The organism is Trichococcus sp. TS_SC_9 (assembly GCF_056156325.1).
Map to the genome: position 1 here is coordinate 2419639 of NZ_CM149591.1, position 14994 is coordinate 2434632.

A 14994-nucleotide genomic window follows, 5' to 3' on the forward strand; every position below is an offset into this window, starting at 1 on the left:
AGGCTGTTTTTTTTCGTCTCTTGTTTTGCATAAGACGGAAATGCTTTTTAGGATAATACACAATAAAAGGGTGAAGATATGTTAAAGATAGGTTCACATGTTTCTATGGGCGGTAAAAAAATGCTGCTGGGATCAGCAGAGGAGGCAGCATCGTACGGTTCGTCGGTATTTATGATCTATACAGGCGCTCCCCAGAATACCCGGAGAAAAAGTGTCGATGAGATGAATATTCCGGAAGGCATGGACTATATGGCGAAGCACGGTTTGGTCGAGCTGGTCGTTCATGCACCCTACATCATTAATTTGGCCAACACCACAAAACCGGATCATTTTGAGTTCGCGATCGGATTTTTGCGTGATGAAATCGTGCGGGCGCAAGCGCTGGGCGCTAAACAGATCACGCTGCATCCTGGTTCGCATGTGGGCGCAGGTTCTGAGATAGGCATCAAACAGATCATCAAGGGCCTGAATGAAGTGCTGGAGCCCAGCCAGACCGCTCAGATTGCGTTGGAAACGATGGCCGGAAAAGGCACCGAAATCGGCCGAACGTTTGAAGAATTGGCTGCCATCATGGATGGCGTAATCTATAACGATAAGTTGTCCGTAACGTTGGATACGTGCCATACGAACGATGCGGGCTATAACGTTAAAGAGGACTTCGACGGTGTTTTGGAAGAATTCGACCGCATCATCGGTCTGGAACGTTTGAAAATGATCCATGTCAACGACTCGAAAAACGAGAGAGGGGCCCACAAAGATAGACATGCGAATATCGGCTTCGGCACCATCGGCTTCGAAACCTTAAATAAAATTGTTCACCATCCGCAACTGCAGGATTTGCCAAAAATATTGGAAACGCCGTTTGTGGGTGAGGACAAAAAGAACAAGAAGGCGCCTTACAGATTCGAATTGGATATGCTGAAGTCGCAGACATTCAATCCGCGTTTATTGGAGGACATACTGAACCAGTAAGAAATACATCTTTGGATGGATGCGGTTTTACCTTAAATCAGGGATAATTGTATGTAAGCAAAAAATGAAAGAATAAAGGAGATGGAATGATGAAAGGTTGGTTGAAAGGCTTAATTGGAGTGTTTATTGCGGTGTTGCTGTTGGGAGTGCCATTGATCAGCTCTTATAATGGTTTGGTGACGGAGGAAAGCAATGTCGATGTACAATGGGCGAATGTGGAAACCAAACTACAAAGACGTTATGATCTGATCCCCAACTTGGTGGAATCGGTAAAAGGCGCTATGGAACAGGAACAGGAAGTATTCGGTGCAATCGCTGATGCCCGCGCAAGAATCGGCAGTGCCCAGACGACTGAAGAACAGGTTACAGCCAGCAACGAAATGGAATCCGCACTTTCGCGTCTGTTGGTAATTGTAGAGAACTACCCGGAACTGAAATCAAACGAACAAGTGACGGCCCTTATGGATGAATTGGCAGGTACCGAAAACAGGATTTCTGTCGAAAGGGATCGTTACAACGAATCTGTGCAACAATATAACAACAAAGTCAAACGGTTCCCTGGATCGCTCATGGCAGGGCTTTTCGGATTTGATGAAAAATCTTATTTTGAAGCGGTCAGCGGCGCTGAAACCGCACCTAGTGTAGACCTGAATACAGACGACGAATAATTGAGGGGTTGAGGATGCTTTGTTTCAAATGAGGAAAAAGGCACGATGGCAACTACTTTTGGTTTTAGGAGCATTCTTCTTTTCGATGGTGTTCGCGCCATCCAAAAACGCCCAGGAGTTACCTGATCCGACAACCGAATTTTATGTCTATGATCCAAGCGGTACGCTCTCCGAAGAAACAAAAACATTCATCATGAGCGTGAATGAGCAGTATGAATTGACCGAAGAAAAACCCCAAGTTGTCGTGGCAGTGGTAGATTCACTGCAGGGTGAGACAATCGAGGAGTATTCTGTCGATTTGTTCGAAAAGTGGAAAATTGGCCAGGCGGATGCTGATAATGGTGTGCTGATTTTGTTGGCTCTGGAGGAAAGGGAAATTCGCTTCGAAATCGGTTACGGCCTGGAAGGTGCCTTAACGGACAGTAGAACCGGTAGAATTCTGGACAATCATCTGGAGTATCTTTCGGCCAATGATTTCGATGGCGGTCTGAAAGAAATCTTTACTGAGGCGGCAGTTGTCGTCAATCAGGAATACCAATATGATGACGAAGTGATTTTCTCCGGCTATCCTGTCGATCCAACGCAATACGCGGAAGGCGATTCATCGTTCTTCGCGTCAATCGTCCAATTCCTGTTCATCCTGTTGCTGTTGTCCTTCTTTTTTGGCGGCAGAGGCGGTCGCGGTGGACGTGGTGGACGTGGTGGTGGAATGAATCCGTTGTGGTGGTTGCTTCTTAGCGGAGGCGGAGGCGGTTATCGCGGCAACAATCATCGTGGAGGCTTCGGCGGAGGCGGTTTCGGAGGCGGTGGCTTTGGCGGAGGAGGCGGCTTCGGAGGCGGCGGTTCTTCCGGAGGCGGCGGATCCAGCAGAGGGTTCTAACGCACCTGTTGCAGCAATGAATATAAAAACAAAAAGAAGAGGGCCCGAATTTTAATCCGGGTCCTCTTCTTTTTATGTCAGGGTATTATGGTAGTATCGGAAATTTCGATGCTGCTCATGATGATGGCGGCTGTTTCTTCTATAGAACGTTTGGAAACATTGATGACGATGCAACCCAATTTGTTGTACAATTCATAGGCGTATTCCAACTCAGCCCGGATGCGGTCCATGTCCGAATAAATGGTTTCCGGTGATAATCCGTAGGCAATCATCCGCTCTTTGCGGAAATTATTCAATACCTCTGCATCATTGGTCAATCCGACGATCTTCTTAGGATCCACTTGCCAAATTTCGTCTGGCACTGAAGCTTCCGGCATAATCGGCAGGTTTGCGACTTTGATGGTCTTGTTCGCTAAAAACATAGAGAGCGGCGTCTTTGAAGTGCGGGAAACGCCGAGCAGGACCAAATCGGCATCCAAGAAACCCTTTGGATCTTTCCCGTCATCGTACTTGACGGCAAACTCGATGGCGCTGATCCGGTTAAAGTATTCATCATCCAACCGATGTAGGGCGCCTGCTCTCCGTATGGGTTGCTGCCCGGTCATTTCGGTGATATCACTGACCATTGCTTTCAATATATTGTAGCAAGGCAAGCCCTCTGCAGCGCAGAAACTATCCGTGTATTCACTTAAATCCTCGACGACTAAAGTATGGATGACGAATGCTTTCAGCTCTTTGGCCTCTACCAATACAGGCTCCAAGTCTTTCATTTTTCGAATGAACGGGTAATGATACATATGAACGGTTATTGATGGGAATTGTGCCAAGACAGCCTGGAGGACTTTTCTGGCGGTGTCTCCTACCGAATCGGATATGATCACAAAATGCAAGTCATGTTGCTCTGGTTGATCCATATAATTTCATCCTTCCTGAATCTTAATGATTGCAATCTCATTAATAATATACTATAGTCAATTTGAAATTGATAGAGTCGGGAGGGAAAATGATGCCGGTAGATACCGTAACCATTGCACTGCAGCAATTAAAGAAACAAGGTTATAAATATACCCAAAAAAGAGAAGATATCATTACGGTTTTTGTGGAAGCTAACCGCTATCTGTCCGCAAAAGCTGTTCTGCATGCGTTACAGGATGAATATCCAACACTCAGCTATGACACGATATATCGCAACCTGTATACTTTTGTGGAAGTTGGTATCTTGGAAGAAACAGAATTAAACAACGAAAAGCTGTTCCGGATAACTTGTTTGCACGAGGGACACCATCATCATCACTTTATTTGTCAACAATGCGGGATGACAATTGCTTTGCAGATGTGTCCGATGGATTTCTTTGAGCAACAGTTGGAAGGGTGCCAAATTTCGTCCCATCGCTTCGAAATATTTGGAGTCTGCAAGAAATGTTTGGCAGATGCATAGGGCGTCCCTTTGGCCAATGATAGTGAAGCTTTTGCCCAATGGGATAATCCACTTTTTAGTTTTGCAATAAAACGTTGCAATTGCTTTCTCCTATGATATAATATCAAAAGAACAATTTCATTTTGATTTTAATATTTTTTCAAAAGGAAACGTTACTTTTAATGCTCGGAGGGAGGGAATATTTAATGTCAAAAACAGTTGTTCGTAAAAACGAATCTCTTGATGATGCTCTTCGTCGCTTTAAACGTACTGTTTCAAAAACTGGAACTCTACAAGACGCTCGTAAACATGAATTTTATGAAAAGCCAAGTGTGAAACGTAAGAAGAAATCTGAAGCTGCTAGAAAGCGTAAATTCTAATAGCCGGATGCTTACTTTCTAAAATTCTTAGAGACTAATCGATAAAGAATGGGATGATCTCCGTATCATTCCATTTTTTTGTTGTCCAGAAAAGTGCCTAGATCAAAAGGGGATAAATATTTTCATAAGCCAAGCCGCTTTATGTTATACTATTAGCAATTAGCAATGAAAAAAATTCCCAAAAAGAGGAGTGTAGCTTGTTTGACCGATAAAGTGAATAAAACAGAGAAAATTGAAGTGATGGACGCATCCGTTTTGCCTCAATTATTTGGATCACAGGATAAGCATCTGAAGATGCTGGAAGATGCTTTGCATGTGACCATTACAAGCCGCGGCATGAAAATCGAAATCAGTGGCGAAGAGCCAGCTGTCGACAAGGCCCGTTCCCTGTTGAAGCAACTTTTGGAATTGTTAGCGCGCGGCATCCCTATTTCACAAACAGATATCGTCACAGCTATAAAAATGTCGGAGCGCGGAAGCCTTGATTTCTTCATTAACCTTTACGAAGAGGAAATCGGCAGGTCGTACGCAGGCAAACCTATCCGGGCGAAGAATTTCGGCCAAAGGCAATATGTGCAAGCCGTCAAGAAAAAAGATGTCGTATTCGGAATAGGACCTGCCGGAACCGGAAAAACCTTCTTGGCCGTTGTGATGGCGGTGGAGGCTCTGAAGAACGGTAAGGTGAAAAAAATCATCCTGACCCGTCCGGCTGTTGAAGCGGGAGAAAACCTCGGCTTCCTGCCCGGAGATCTGAAGGAAAAAGTTGACCCTTATCTGCGACCGGTTTACGATGCGCTTTATGCCATCTATGGCGTCGAGCACACAACCCGCTTGATGGATAGAGGAGTCATCGAAATTGCGCCGCTCGCTTACATGCGCGGACGGACACTGGAAGATGCCTTCATCATCCTTGACGAAGCGCAGAACACGACTGTTGCACAGATGAAGATGTTCCTGACACGGCTCGGCTTCGGGTCTAAAATGATCATCAACGGCGACAAAACCCAGATCGATTTGCCGAAAGGCGCCCTCTCAGGATTGATCGATGCCGAGAAGAAACTTCAGGGGATCCCAGACATCACTTTTGTTACCTTTGATACTTATGATGTCGTGCGCCACCCGGTCGTTGCGAGCATCATCAAAGCATACGATGTCAAAGCGGAAACAAAACACAACATAGAAAAGTGAGCGATTATATGGAAATAGATATTTTTGATGAAACCGAATCTGTAAAGAAAGAGCACATTGAATTGGTCCATTCCTTGATTGCTTTTGCAGGTGAGTATTTGAAGTTGACGCCCGATACCGAATTATCGATCACTTTTGTGGACAATGAGCGCATCCGGGAAATCAATCGTGAATACCGCAACAAAGACCAGGCCACGGACGTCATCAGCTTTGCGCTGAACGATGACATGGATGACGATTTCCCAATCAACATGGAAAGCATAACCGGCGCCTTTCCGACAAATATCGGCGATATCATCATCTCGACCGACAAGACCGCTGAACAAGCGGAGTCCTATGGTCACAGTTTCGAGAGAGAACTAGGCTTCCTTGCGTTGCATGGTTTCCTGCATTTGAATGGTTATGATCACATGACGGAAGAAGACGAAAAGGAAATGTTCGGTCTTCAGAAAGAGATACTGGATGCTTATGGACTTAAAAGAGACGAGTAGGGAAAAGATGGGGAAAATCGGAAAGAATCCAAGCTTTTTTGCTTCAGTGAAGCATGCTTTGGACGGCATCGGCATTATCCTCAAAGAAGAAAAAAACATGCGCAGTCATGCCTTGGTTGGCTTGATACCGCTCTTGTTGGCTTGGTTCTTCGAATCGAGCCCAACGGAATGGATCGTGATCATCTTCTGCATTTTTCTGGTTATCATTATGGAGTTTCTTAACACGATATTTGAAAATGTCGTCGATTTGGTGACTGATTACGAATACCACCCGCTCGCAAAGAAAGCAAAGGACATTGCGGCTGGTGCGGTCTTGGTTACGGCATTCTTTGCCATCCTTATTGCGGCCATCATTTTTTTGCCCAAGTTTGTGGAATTATATTATAAGTTAATTTGAGGAGTTTTTTATGAATAAAAAAGAAGGTTTCAAATCAGGATTTGTCTCTATCATCGGGAGACCAAACGTAGGGAAATCGACACTGTTGAACCGAATCGTCGGTCAAAAAGTCGCCATCATGAGCGATGTCCCGCAGACTACCCGGAACAAAATCCAAGGTGTAGTCACTTCGGATGATTCCCAAATCGTCTTCATCGACACGCCTGGAATCCACAAACCGCAGACGCGCTTGAACGATTTCATGTTGAAGAGCGCTTACAGCACGTTCAATGAAGTGGATTTGGTTTTATTTATGGTGAATGCGGCAGAAAAAAGAGGAGCGGGCGACAATTTTATTCTTGAAAAACTCAAGAACCTGCGCACTCCGAAATTTTTGATCATCAACAAAATAGATCAGGTCAAGCCGGAACAATTACTGAAAATTATCATGGACTATACTTCAGACAATGAGTTCAATGAAGTGGTTCCGATTTCCGCAATCCAAGGGAACAATGTCGATGAAATGATGATCACCATCAAAAAATACATGCCGGAAGGGCCTCAATTCTATCCGGACGATCAAGTGACCGATCACCCGGAATACTTCGTTGTGTCTGAATTCATTCGCGAAAAGATCCTTCAGTTGACCAAGGAAGAAGTGCCGCATTCCGTGGCTGTCGTCGTGGAATCGATGCAGCGCAACGAGGACGATAAAGTCCACGTCCATGCAACCATCATCGTCGATCGGGCCAGTCAAAAAGGCATCATCATCGGCAAAGGCGGGAAAATGCTGAAAGAAATCGGTGTCCGGGCACGTCGGGATATCGAAGCGATGCTTGGCGATAAAATTTACCTCGAGCTTTGGGTTAAGGTCCAAAAAGATTGGCGCGACAAGCAGAGTTATCTGCAGGACTATGGATACCGCCAAAAAGATTACGATTGATCAGTTATTGCTCAATTGATACATGAATAGCAATCAGTAAGAGTTTGGGAGGCTGCCTTCCGGACTCTTCTCTTTTCGAAAGGGTGCGACATGGAGACATATCAGGAATTTGATGGCATCGTCTTATCGATCCGAAAACACAGGGAAAAGGACGCTTTGGTAAAAATATTTACGCGTGATCATGGCAAGCGGATGTTTTTCGTGAAGAACATCAAAAACCCGAACCATTCCTTGAAAGCGGCGTTGCTGCCATTCACGAAAGCGACTTATCTGGGCCGTATCAAGGATGACGGACTAAGCTTTCTGCAGGACAGCCGTGAAATCATCCACTTTTCCAAAATGCAGACGGATATCCATCTGAACGCCTATGCGACCTATTTGAATAACCTTGCCGATGCGGCAATCAACGATGCCATCAAGGCCGCCGATCTCTACGATTTGTTGGAGGAATCCCTGGTCGCTATGCAGAATGGGATGGATGCAGAAATCGTGGTGAACATTTTTGAAATGCGGGTGCTGAAATATTTTGGAGCTGCGCCGCAATTGCAGGAATGCGTCATCTGTCACAGCAAGCAGGAACCTTTCGATTATTCGGTCAAATATTCCGGTGCCTTGTGTCAGAACCATTACGGGGAAGATCCCAGAAGATCGCATGCAAGCCCTGCAGCTGTCCATTTTGCGCGGATTTTCCAATTGGTCACGCCGAAGCAAGTCGGGAATATCCAAATCAAATCGGAGACGAAACAGGCGCTCAGAGCCTTCATCGATGAGCTCTATGAGGAATATGTCGGAATCCGCCTGAAAAGCAAGAGTTTCATCGATCAGATGTACGCTTGGGAGACAAAGGTGGAAATTCCGTTTCGTTCCGCTTCTGAAGAGGTGTCGAACAAGCCGAACGAAGGCGAACAGTCCCATCCAAGTAGTTCTTGACATTCTGCCGGAACAAGGCTACTATTGAGAAGAACTAAATACTGGACGCTGAAGATAAAAGTACCTCTGGTCAGTACCGAAAAGCGAATTTGGGATAGTGTGAGCCAAAGCGGGAGACTATTGCGGAAAGGCATATCCGAGTCCTGTAACGAAGTGCCGGCATTTGCCGGAATTAGGGTGGAACCGCGAAAATATTCGTCCCTATGTTTCAAGGAGACTTGATGCATAGGGACTTTTTTTATGTATTATTTCAAGTGGAGGAGATTTATGATGGAAAACAAATTAACTGTGCAAAAGATGATTCAAGCGCTACAAAATTTTTGGGCAGATCAAGGCTGCCTTTTGATGCAGTCCTATGATACTGAAAAGGGTGCCGGAACAATGAGCCCGTACACTTTCTTGCGCGCAATCGGTCCAGAACCCTGGAACGCTGCATACGTGGAACCTTCGCGTCGTCCGGCTGACGGGCGCTACGGCGAAAATCCCAACCGCCTGTACCAACATCATCAATTCCAAGTGGTCATGAAGCCATCACCAGACAATATCCAGGAACTATATCTGGAAAGCCTGAAAGTATTGGGCATCAATCCGATCGAACATGATATCCGCTTTGTCGAAGACAACTGGGAAAACCCTTCATTGGGATGCGCAGGGTTGGGATGGGAAGTTTGGTTGGACGGGATGGAAGTCACCCAGTTCACCTATTTCCAGCAAGTGGGCGGTTTGGAATGTAGCCCTGTCACAAGCGAAATCACTTATGGGCTGGAGCGCCTGGCTTCCTATATCCAGGATGTGAACAGTGTCTACGATCTTGAGTGGACCGAAGGCGTGAAATACGGAGAAATATTCGGCCAACCGGAATATGAACATTCCAAATATTCATTTGAGGAAAGCAACGTCGATTTGTTGTTCCAACTGTTTGATTCATTTGAAGCAGAAGCGACGAAACAGATTGAGAATGGTCTCGTGCATCCGGCTTATGACTATGTCCTGAAGAGTTCGCATGCCTTTAACCTTTTGGATGCAAGAGGGGTCATTTCTGCGACCGACCGCGCGGGTTATCTCGCACGTATCCGCAATATGGCGCGCCAATTGGCGAAAGCTTTTGTCCAAAAGAGAAAAGAACTGGGTTTCCCTTTGCTTTCGGATGATCAAAAAGAACTTGCCCTGAAGGAGGACTAACGTGATGAGTCAAACTGTATTATTAGAAATCGGACTTGAAGAAATGCCTGCGAAATATGTGCGCAGCAGCAGTATCCAATTGAAAGAAAAAATGGCCGCTTTTTTGGAAGAAAACCGCATCGGATTTGATGCGATCGAAATGTATGCGACGCCGAGACGTTTGGCGGTCATCGCCAGCGGAGTCAGTGATAAACAGGCGGATTTGGCTGAAGTCGTCAAAGGACCCGCAAAAAAAATCGCTTTGCAGGCGGACGGTACTTGGTCAAAAGCTGCACTGGGCTTCGTCCGCGGACAAGGCTTGACTCCTGAAGACATCTTCTTTGATGAACTGAAGGGTGTAGAGTATGTTTTCGTCAAGAAGGAAATCAACGGAAAAGCATCATCCGAAGTGCTGAAGGAATTGAACACAGTCGTTGAGTCATTGACTTTCCCTGTTTCGATGCATTGGGGCAACCATCATTTCAAGTACATCCGTCCGATCCATTGGATTGCGGCATTGGCCGATGATGAAATCATCCCATTCCAGGTGTTGGATGTCGTTTCAGGCCGGAGCACACGCGGGCACCGTTTCTTAGGCGAAGAAGTGACGCTGGCGCATGCAGACGAATATGTGGAGAAATTGGCTGAACAACATGTCATCGCCGATCAGGACAAAAGGAAAAATATGATCCGGGCCCAATTCCAACAGATTGAAGCAGAAAATGGCTGGATCATCCCTAACGACGAAACCTTATTGGAAGAAGTCACTTCACTGGTTGAATATCCCACAGCATTCTTCGGCGAATACGACAGCAAATACTTGACGTTGCCGGCGGATGTATTGATCACATCGATGAAAGACCACCAACGCTATTTCGAAGTGAAGGACAAATCAGGGGAATTATTGCCGTACTTCATATCTGTACGCAACGGTAATGGCATATTCATCGATAACGTTAAAAAAGGGAACGAGAAAGTCCTGACAGCAAGGCTTGAGGACGGCCTTTTCTTCTTCAACGAAGACCAACGCATCACCATTGCGCAGTCGGTCGAAAAATTGAAGAAAGTCACATTCCATTCGAAAATCGGCTCCATTCATGATAAGATGGATAACACAGCGAAAATCGCTGCCCATCTTGCTGATGTGCTTGATCTGGAAGAGGACGACAAAACGCATTTGTTGCGTGTAGCAGCCATCTACAAATTTGATTTGGTGACCAATATGGTTTCCGAATTTACGGAACTGCAAGGCATCATGGGTGAGGTCTATGCATTGCAACAAGGTGAAGCTGCTGCTGTAGCAACCGCGGTCCGCGAACACTACCTTCCGGTATCCAGTGAGGGCGAATTGCCGGAAACTCAAATCGGAGCAGTTTTGGCGATGGCGGACAAATTGGACAGCATCATCAGTTTCTTCCTGCAGGGTATGGTCCCGACAGGATCGAACGACCCGTATGCTTTGCGCCGTCAAATGATTGGGGTCATTCAGATCATCGAGAAATACCAATGGGCATTCTCGTTGGAAGAACTGCTGTCAGCCTTGTTGACGGAGGTTTATGCGGTTGAAGATGCAGAATCATTCGATAAAACAATGAATGAACTTACCGTTTTCGCAAATGGCCGTATCCAACAGAAACTTCAAACCTATGCCATCCGTTATGACATAGTGGAAGCAGTTCTTCAATCCGGTGAAAAAGATATCAACACCTTGTTCGCTAACGCTAAAGTATTGCAGGCGCACAGTGAAGAGGAATCATTCAAGGTAATTATGGAAGCTCTTGCGCGTGTCGTAAACATTTCCGGGAATCCTGATGAATCGATTCCCGTTCAGAAAGATCTGCTGGAAACAGCCAGCGAGAAGAATCTGTATGTGCAGATCAACCATCTCGATTTGGCTCTGTCCCACGGCGATCCTGAAGCGGATTACGCCGCCTTAGCTGCGATTGCACCATACATTGAAGCTTATTTTGATGAAAATATGGTCATGGTCGAGGATATTGCTATCCGCAGCAACCGCTTGAACACGCTTGGCAACCTGACTTTGAGCATTCTACAGTTTGCTGATGTCAGAAAATTGATCCTTAAATAGTGAAGTGATGGAGGCGGGGCTAACATTGTTTACTCCCGGCTCCATCATTTTGTCTTCCACCGTGTGTGGGGAGGATCTAGACCCTCAATACTGTATTTTCTTTTCGTTTTTTGGTTAATATGGTAAATTAAGAGGGGAGAATGAGCGGTTCAGAAGAAAGAAACGCAAATTATTTATTAAGGATACTTGTCCAAATTTTTGACTGCAGAAACGCTTTTGAAAAAGTTGGACCAATCGAATCATTTTGTTTGGCACAAAGAGTGCCGAACAGTTTTCCAAGGGGGAAAAAAGATGTCAATGTTTTTGGATCATGCAAAAGTGCATGTAAAAGCCGGTAAAGGCGGCGATGGAATGGTAGCGTTCCGTCGCGAAAAGTATGTTCCCGATGGGGGTCCTGCAGGTGGCGATGGCGGCCGTGGGGGAAGCATCATATTTGAAGTGGATCCAGGTCTGCGCACGTTATTGGATTTCCGTTACAACCGGAATTTCAGAGGTAAGCCCGGCGAAAACGGCATGAGCAAAAGCATGTTCGGCCGCGGTGCAAAAGATACAATCGTCAGAGTTCCACCTGGTACGATTGTACGCAATGCGGAAACAAAAGAACTCATCGCTGATTTGACGGAACCTGGACAACAGGCTGTGGTTGCAAAAGGCGGACGTGGCGGACGCGGGAATAACCGTTTTGCCACTGCGAGAAACCCTGCACCCGAAATCGCCGAAAACGGTGAACCCGGGAAAGAGCTGGAGTTGGAGCTTGAGTTGAAAGTCATCGCGGACGTCGGTTTGGTTGGCTTCCCATCAGTAGGTAAATCGACATTACTCTCAATCGTATCAAAAGCGAAACCAAAAATCGCAGCTTATCACTTCACTACGCTTGTGCCTAACTTAGGTATGGTACAAACACGCAGCGGAGAAGAGTTTGTCATGGCCGATTTACCGGGATTAATCGAAGGCGCGTCTCAAGGCGTCGGTCTGGGAATCCAATTTTTGCGCCACATCGAGCGCACAAGAGTCATTCTGCATGTCATCGATATGGGTGGCACAGAAGGCAGAGATCCTTTCGATGACTATGAAAAAATCAATAAGGAATTGGAAAGTTACCAATTGCGTTTGCTGGAAAGACCTACCGTCATTGTAGCCAACAAAATGGATGTGGCGGAAGCGGAAGACAATCTTGAGATCTTCAAACAGCAAATCGCCGAAAAATTCGGGGATGACGAAGCACCAAGAATTTTCCCGATCTCAGCCTGGTCGACTACCGGCGTAGCCGAATTATTGGATTACACTGCTGAAGTTCTGAAGGATACTCCTGAGTTCCCATTATTCGACGAAGAAGAAGTTGAATCATCCGTCCTTTACAAATTCGAAGAAAATCAAGAACAATTCACTATCGGGCGCGATCCTGATTCCACATGGGTATTGGGTGGCGAAAGATTAGAAAAACTATTCAACATGACCAATTTTGCTCATGATGAAAGCATCATGCGATTCGCGCGTCAATTACGTTCCATGGGCGTGGATGAAAAACTGAGAGCCAAGGGAGCGAAAGATGGGGACATGGTCCGTATCATGACCTACCATTTTGAGTTCGTAGATTAAAAAGCATCACCATAACCAATAAATGGGGGATAATTATCGTGACATTACAGACACGCTCCATTCCATTGGATGGAATGCGGGCCCTTGCGATTCTTGCCATCATTTTCTATCATTTGATGCCTCATGTTTTGCCTGGCGGCTACTTGGCTGTAAACATTTTTTTCGTTTTGACTGGTTATTTCATCACAGCGTCGGTGATTGAAGAATACGGCCAAAAAGAGAAGTTGGCTTATAAACGCTATTTGGCCAGAAGGTTCAACAGGTTGTTCCTTCCGTTACTGGGGATGCTGGTATCGGTGACTGCCTACATCACTTTGTTCCAAAGGGACTTATTACTGAATTTGCGGCCATGGCTTCTTTCGTCATTGGGGATGGTCAACAACTGGTGGCAAATTTCTGTGGGCGGGTCTTATTTCGAACAATTCTATGTGCAATCACCTTTCCTGCATCTCTGGTTCCTTTCGGTCATAAGCCAATTCTATGTCATCTGGCCTTTGATTGTTCTTTTGCTGATGGCCCTTTTCAAGGATAAACGGATCATCTTCTACACAGCTGTCGGGCTTTCTTTGTTTTCTGCCCTTGCGATGGCCATGCTGTATGTGCCAGGAGAGGACGCCTCGCGCGTCTATTATGGGACGGATACGCGCTTGTTTTCATTTATGATAGGGAGTGCGCTGTCGGTTGTGTGGCCGTTAACGAAATTGAACGAGCCAGTGTCGAAACGAACGAAGCGAAGATTGACGCTTGCAGGATTTTTCAGCTACGCGATTCTCGGGTTGATGTTCAGCAGGATGCTTGATAGTCAGACATTCACTTACAGAGGTGGAATGTACCTAAACAGTATCATCATCGGCGTTGCGGTAATCTTGACAGCACATCCGGCAACGACTCTTTCAAGAATGATGCGGTTCAAGCCGATTCAGTGGCTCGGCAGGCGGAGTTTCCTGCTTTATCTCTGGTATTATCCTGTACTTTCCCTTTATCAAGCGAAAGTAATCGATACGAGCGTTGATCCCGGACGCCACATTTTGATCCAACTGGCCTTCATGGTTATCCTTTCCGAAATAGGTTACCAATTATTCGAAAAAAAACGTTGGAAGATGACGTCTGTGCAGTTTTGTAGCCCTGCCGATACGATTGCCCAAATAAAGGCTTCCGGATTGGCAGACTCAGTCAGGCATTTTTCGGCAAAAATTGCGGCATTCGTCAGTTTCTTCCTCTTGCTGACCGCTCTGGCGGGATTTGTCCAAGCAGAATCCGGCGAGAATGTTGCTGTGGAGGAACTGCGACAGCAGATTGCAGCCAGCCAAAGTAAAATGGATGACATGAATCGTGACGAGTCCACCCGCAGTAGGGCCATCAACAATATCGAAGGCCTCGAACGGGAGACCGTGTTGTTTGCTCACAGCGCAGATATTACCTTCATAGGCGATTCTGTATTACTCTCCGTCGCGGATCAACTGGTGACGATATTCGGTCAAGCGGTTGTGGATGGTGCCGTCAGCAGACAGCTTTACCAAACTTCTGCGGTCATTGCTGCTTTGGAGAAGCGGGAACAATTGCATGACACCGTCGTGGTATTCTTAGGTTCCAATGGGACTTTCACCCAAACCCAAATGGAAACGTTCATAAAGGAAATCGGGACATCGCGGGATCTATTTTTCCTCACGACAAATGTTCCGAGAATCTGGAAGGACGGCGTGAACGAGCAGTTGACGCTTGCCGAAAGCACCCATTCCAATGTCCATATTTTGGATTGGAATACCTACAGCAGCGGGCATGACGAGTGGCTTCTGGAGGACCAGGTCCATCCGAATCCAACGGGAGCAAAACAATTAGCCCTTTTTGTGGCTGAGGAAATCTATCAAGAATTAAATGATGAAAATGGGAGCAATTGATT

At 46.1% G+C, this 14994-nt stretch carries 15 protein-coding genes; 14 read left to right on the top strand and 1 reads right to left on the bottom strand.

Annotation, left to right across the window (positions count from 1 at the left end; translation table 11 throughout):
- The first annotated feature begins 78 nt into the window (after window positions 1-78).
- The 3 genes from AC0J5I_RS11885 (at window position 79) to AC0J5I_RS11895 (ending at window position 2520) form a co-directional block, all read left to right on the top strand.
- Window positions 79-972 carry a deoxyribonuclease IV gene (locus tag AC0J5I_RS11885; protein ID WP_107995180.1) on the top strand — a complete coding sequence of 298 codons (894 nt, stop codon included), beginning with the start codon at window positions 79-81 and terminating at the stop codon, window positions 970-972.
- An 86-nt stretch (window positions 973-1058) separates the two neighbouring features.
- Window positions 1059-1640 carry a LemA family protein gene (locus AC0J5I_RS11890; protein ID WP_199902972.1) on the top strand — a complete coding sequence of 194 codons (582 nt, stop codon included), beginning with the start codon at window positions 1059-1061 and terminating at the stop codon, window positions 1638-1640.
- Between the two features lie 28 nt (window positions 1641-1668).
- Complete coding sequence (locus tag AC0J5I_RS11895) at window positions 1669-2520, top strand: TPM domain-containing protein (protein ID WP_475300021.1); 852 nt, start codon at window positions 1669-1671, stop codon at window positions 2518-2520.
- A 77-nt stretch (window positions 2521-2597) separates the two neighbouring features.
- Here AC0J5I_RS11895 and AC0J5I_RS11900 read toward each other — a convergent pair whose 3' ends face one another.
- Window positions 2598-3434 carry a pyruvate, water dikinase regulatory protein gene (locus AC0J5I_RS11900; RefSeq protein ID WP_107995182.1) on the bottom strand — a complete coding sequence of 279 codons (837 nt, stop codon included), beginning with the start codon at window positions 3432-3434 and terminating at the stop codon, window positions 2598-2600.
- 89 nt (window positions 3435-3523) lie between these two features.
- Here AC0J5I_RS11900 and AC0J5I_RS11905 point away from each other — a divergent pair, with 89 nt between their 5' ends.
- The 11 genes from AC0J5I_RS11905 to AC0J5I_RS11955 all read left to right on the top strand — a co-directional run bounded on the left by AC0J5I_RS11905 (window position 3524) and on the right by AC0J5I_RS11955 (window position 14992).
- Window positions 3524-3958: a Fur family transcriptional regulator gene (locus AC0J5I_RS11905; RefSeq protein ID WP_475300027.1), complete on the top strand. Its 435-nt coding sequence runs from the start codon at window positions 3524-3526 to the stop codon at window positions 3956-3958.
- Between the two features lie 185 nt (window positions 3959-4143).
- Entirely contained in the window at window positions 4144-4317 is a 174-nt protein-coding gene (gene rpsU / locus AC0J5I_RS11910) for a 30S ribosomal protein S21 (RefSeq protein WP_086627850.1), read from the top strand.
- 240 nt (window positions 4318-4557) lie between these two features.
- Window positions 4558-5505 carry a PhoH family protein gene (locus tag AC0J5I_RS11915; RefSeq protein ID WP_234402580.1) on the top strand — a complete coding sequence of 316 codons (948 nt, stop codon included), beginning with the start codon at window positions 4558-4560 and terminating at the stop codon, window positions 5503-5505.
- An 8-nt stretch (window positions 5506-5513) separates the two neighbouring features.
- The gene (gene ybeY / locus AC0J5I_RS11920; protein ID WP_475300032.1) at window positions 5514-5996 is read left to right on the top strand and encodes an rRNA maturation RNase YbeY; all 483 of its coding nucleotides are present in this window, start codon (window positions 5514-5516) and stop codon (window positions 5994-5996) included.
- A complete protein-coding gene (locus tag AC0J5I_RS11925; RefSeq protein ID WP_475300034.1) occupies window positions 5974-6393 on the top strand; it encodes a diacylglycerol kinase family protein in 420 nt (139 codons plus the stop codon). The genes ybeY and AC0J5I_RS11925 overlap by 23 nt, the downstream gene beginning before the upstream one ends.
- Before the next feature lie 10 nt (window positions 6394-6403).
- Window positions 6404-7315 (top strand): GTPase Era, encoded by a 912-nt coding sequence (gene era, locus AC0J5I_RS11930; protein ID WP_086984756.1) that lies wholly within the window; start codon window positions 6404-6406, stop codon window positions 7313-7315.
- Between the two features lie 90 nt (window positions 7316-7405).
- On the top strand, window positions 7406-8245 hold the full coding sequence (gene recO / locus AC0J5I_RS11935; protein ID WP_475300041.1) for a DNA repair protein RecO: 840 nt from the start codon (window positions 7406-7408) through the stop codon (window positions 8243-8245).
- A 270-nt stretch (window positions 8246-8515) separates the two neighbouring features.
- The gene (gene glyQ / locus AC0J5I_RS11940; protein ID WP_086628188.1) at window positions 8516-9427 is read left to right on the top strand and encodes a glycine--tRNA ligase subunit alpha; all 912 of its coding nucleotides are present in this window, start codon (window positions 8516-8518) and stop codon (window positions 9425-9427) included.
- A 4-nt stretch (window positions 9428-9431) separates the two neighbouring features.
- Window positions 9432-11495 carry a glycine--tRNA ligase subunit beta gene (gene glyS / locus AC0J5I_RS11945; protein WP_475300045.1) on the top strand — a complete coding sequence of 688 codons (2064 nt, stop codon included), beginning with the start codon at window positions 9432-9434 and terminating at the stop codon, window positions 11493-11495.
- A gap of 291 nt (window positions 11496-11786) precedes the next feature.
- Window positions 11787-13094: a GTPase ObgE gene (obgE, locus tag AC0J5I_RS11950; protein ID WP_107995188.1), complete on the top strand. Its 1308-nt coding sequence runs from the start codon at window positions 11787-11789 to the stop codon at window positions 13092-13094.
- A gap of 38 nt (window positions 13095-13132) precedes the next feature.
- Window positions 13133-14992, top strand: coding sequence for an acyltransferase family protein (locus AC0J5I_RS11955; RefSeq protein WP_107995189.1), 1860 nt, complete (start codon window positions 13133-13135; stop codon window positions 14990-14992).
- Window positions 14993-14994 lie beyond the last annotated feature (2 nt).

Coding starts and splice junctions, on each gene's coding strand:
- AC0J5I_RS11895 (WP_475300021.1), top strand. CDS start 1,669: ATGAGGAAAAAGGCACGATGGCAACTACTTTTGGTTTTAGGAGCATTC.
- glyQ (WP_086628188.1), top strand. CDS start 8,516: ATGGAAAACAAATTAACTGTGCAAAAGATGATTCAAGCGCTACAAAAT.
- ybeY (WP_475300032.1), top strand. CDS start 5,514: ATGGAAATAGATATTTTTGATGAAACCGAATCTGTAAAGAAAGAGCAC.
- AC0J5I_RS11915 (WP_234402580.1), top strand. CDS start 4,558: ATGGACGCATCCGTTTTGCCTCAATTATTTGGATCACAGGATAAGCAT.
- rpsU (WP_086627850.1), top strand. CDS start 4,144: ATGTCAAAAACAGTTGTTCGTAAAAACGAATCTCTTGATGATGCTCTT.
- AC0J5I_RS11900 (WP_107995182.1), bottom strand. CDS start 3,434: ATGGATCAACCAGAGCAACATGACTTGCATTTTGTGATCATATCCGAT.
- AC0J5I_RS11890 (WP_199902972.1), top strand. CDS start 1,059: ATGATGAAAGGTTGGTTGAAAGGCTTAATTGGAGTGTTTATTGCGGTG.
- obgE (WP_107995188.1), top strand. CDS start 11,787: ATGTCAATGTTTTTGGATCATGCAAAAGTGCATGTAAAAGCCGGTAAA.
- AC0J5I_RS11905 (WP_475300027.1), top strand. CDS start 3,524: ATGATGCCGGTAGATACCGTAACCATTGCACTGCAGCAATTAAAGAAA.
- AC0J5I_RS11885 (WP_107995180.1), top strand. CDS start 79: ATGTTAAAGATAGGTTCACATGTTTCTATGGGCGGTAAAAAAATGCTG.
- glyS (WP_475300045.1), top strand. CDS start 9,432: ATGAGTCAAACTGTATTATTAGAAATCGGACTTGAAGAAATGCCTGCG.
- era (WP_086984756.1), top strand. CDS start 6,404: ATGAATAAAAAAGAAGGTTTCAAATCAGGATTTGTCTCTATCATCGGG.
- recO (WP_475300041.1), top strand. CDS start 7,406: ATGGAGACATATCAGGAATTTGATGGCATCGTCTTATCGATCCGAAAA.
- AC0J5I_RS11925 (WP_475300034.1), top strand. CDS start 5,974: ATGGACTTAAAAGAGACGAGTAGGGAAAAGATGGGGAAAATCGGAAAG.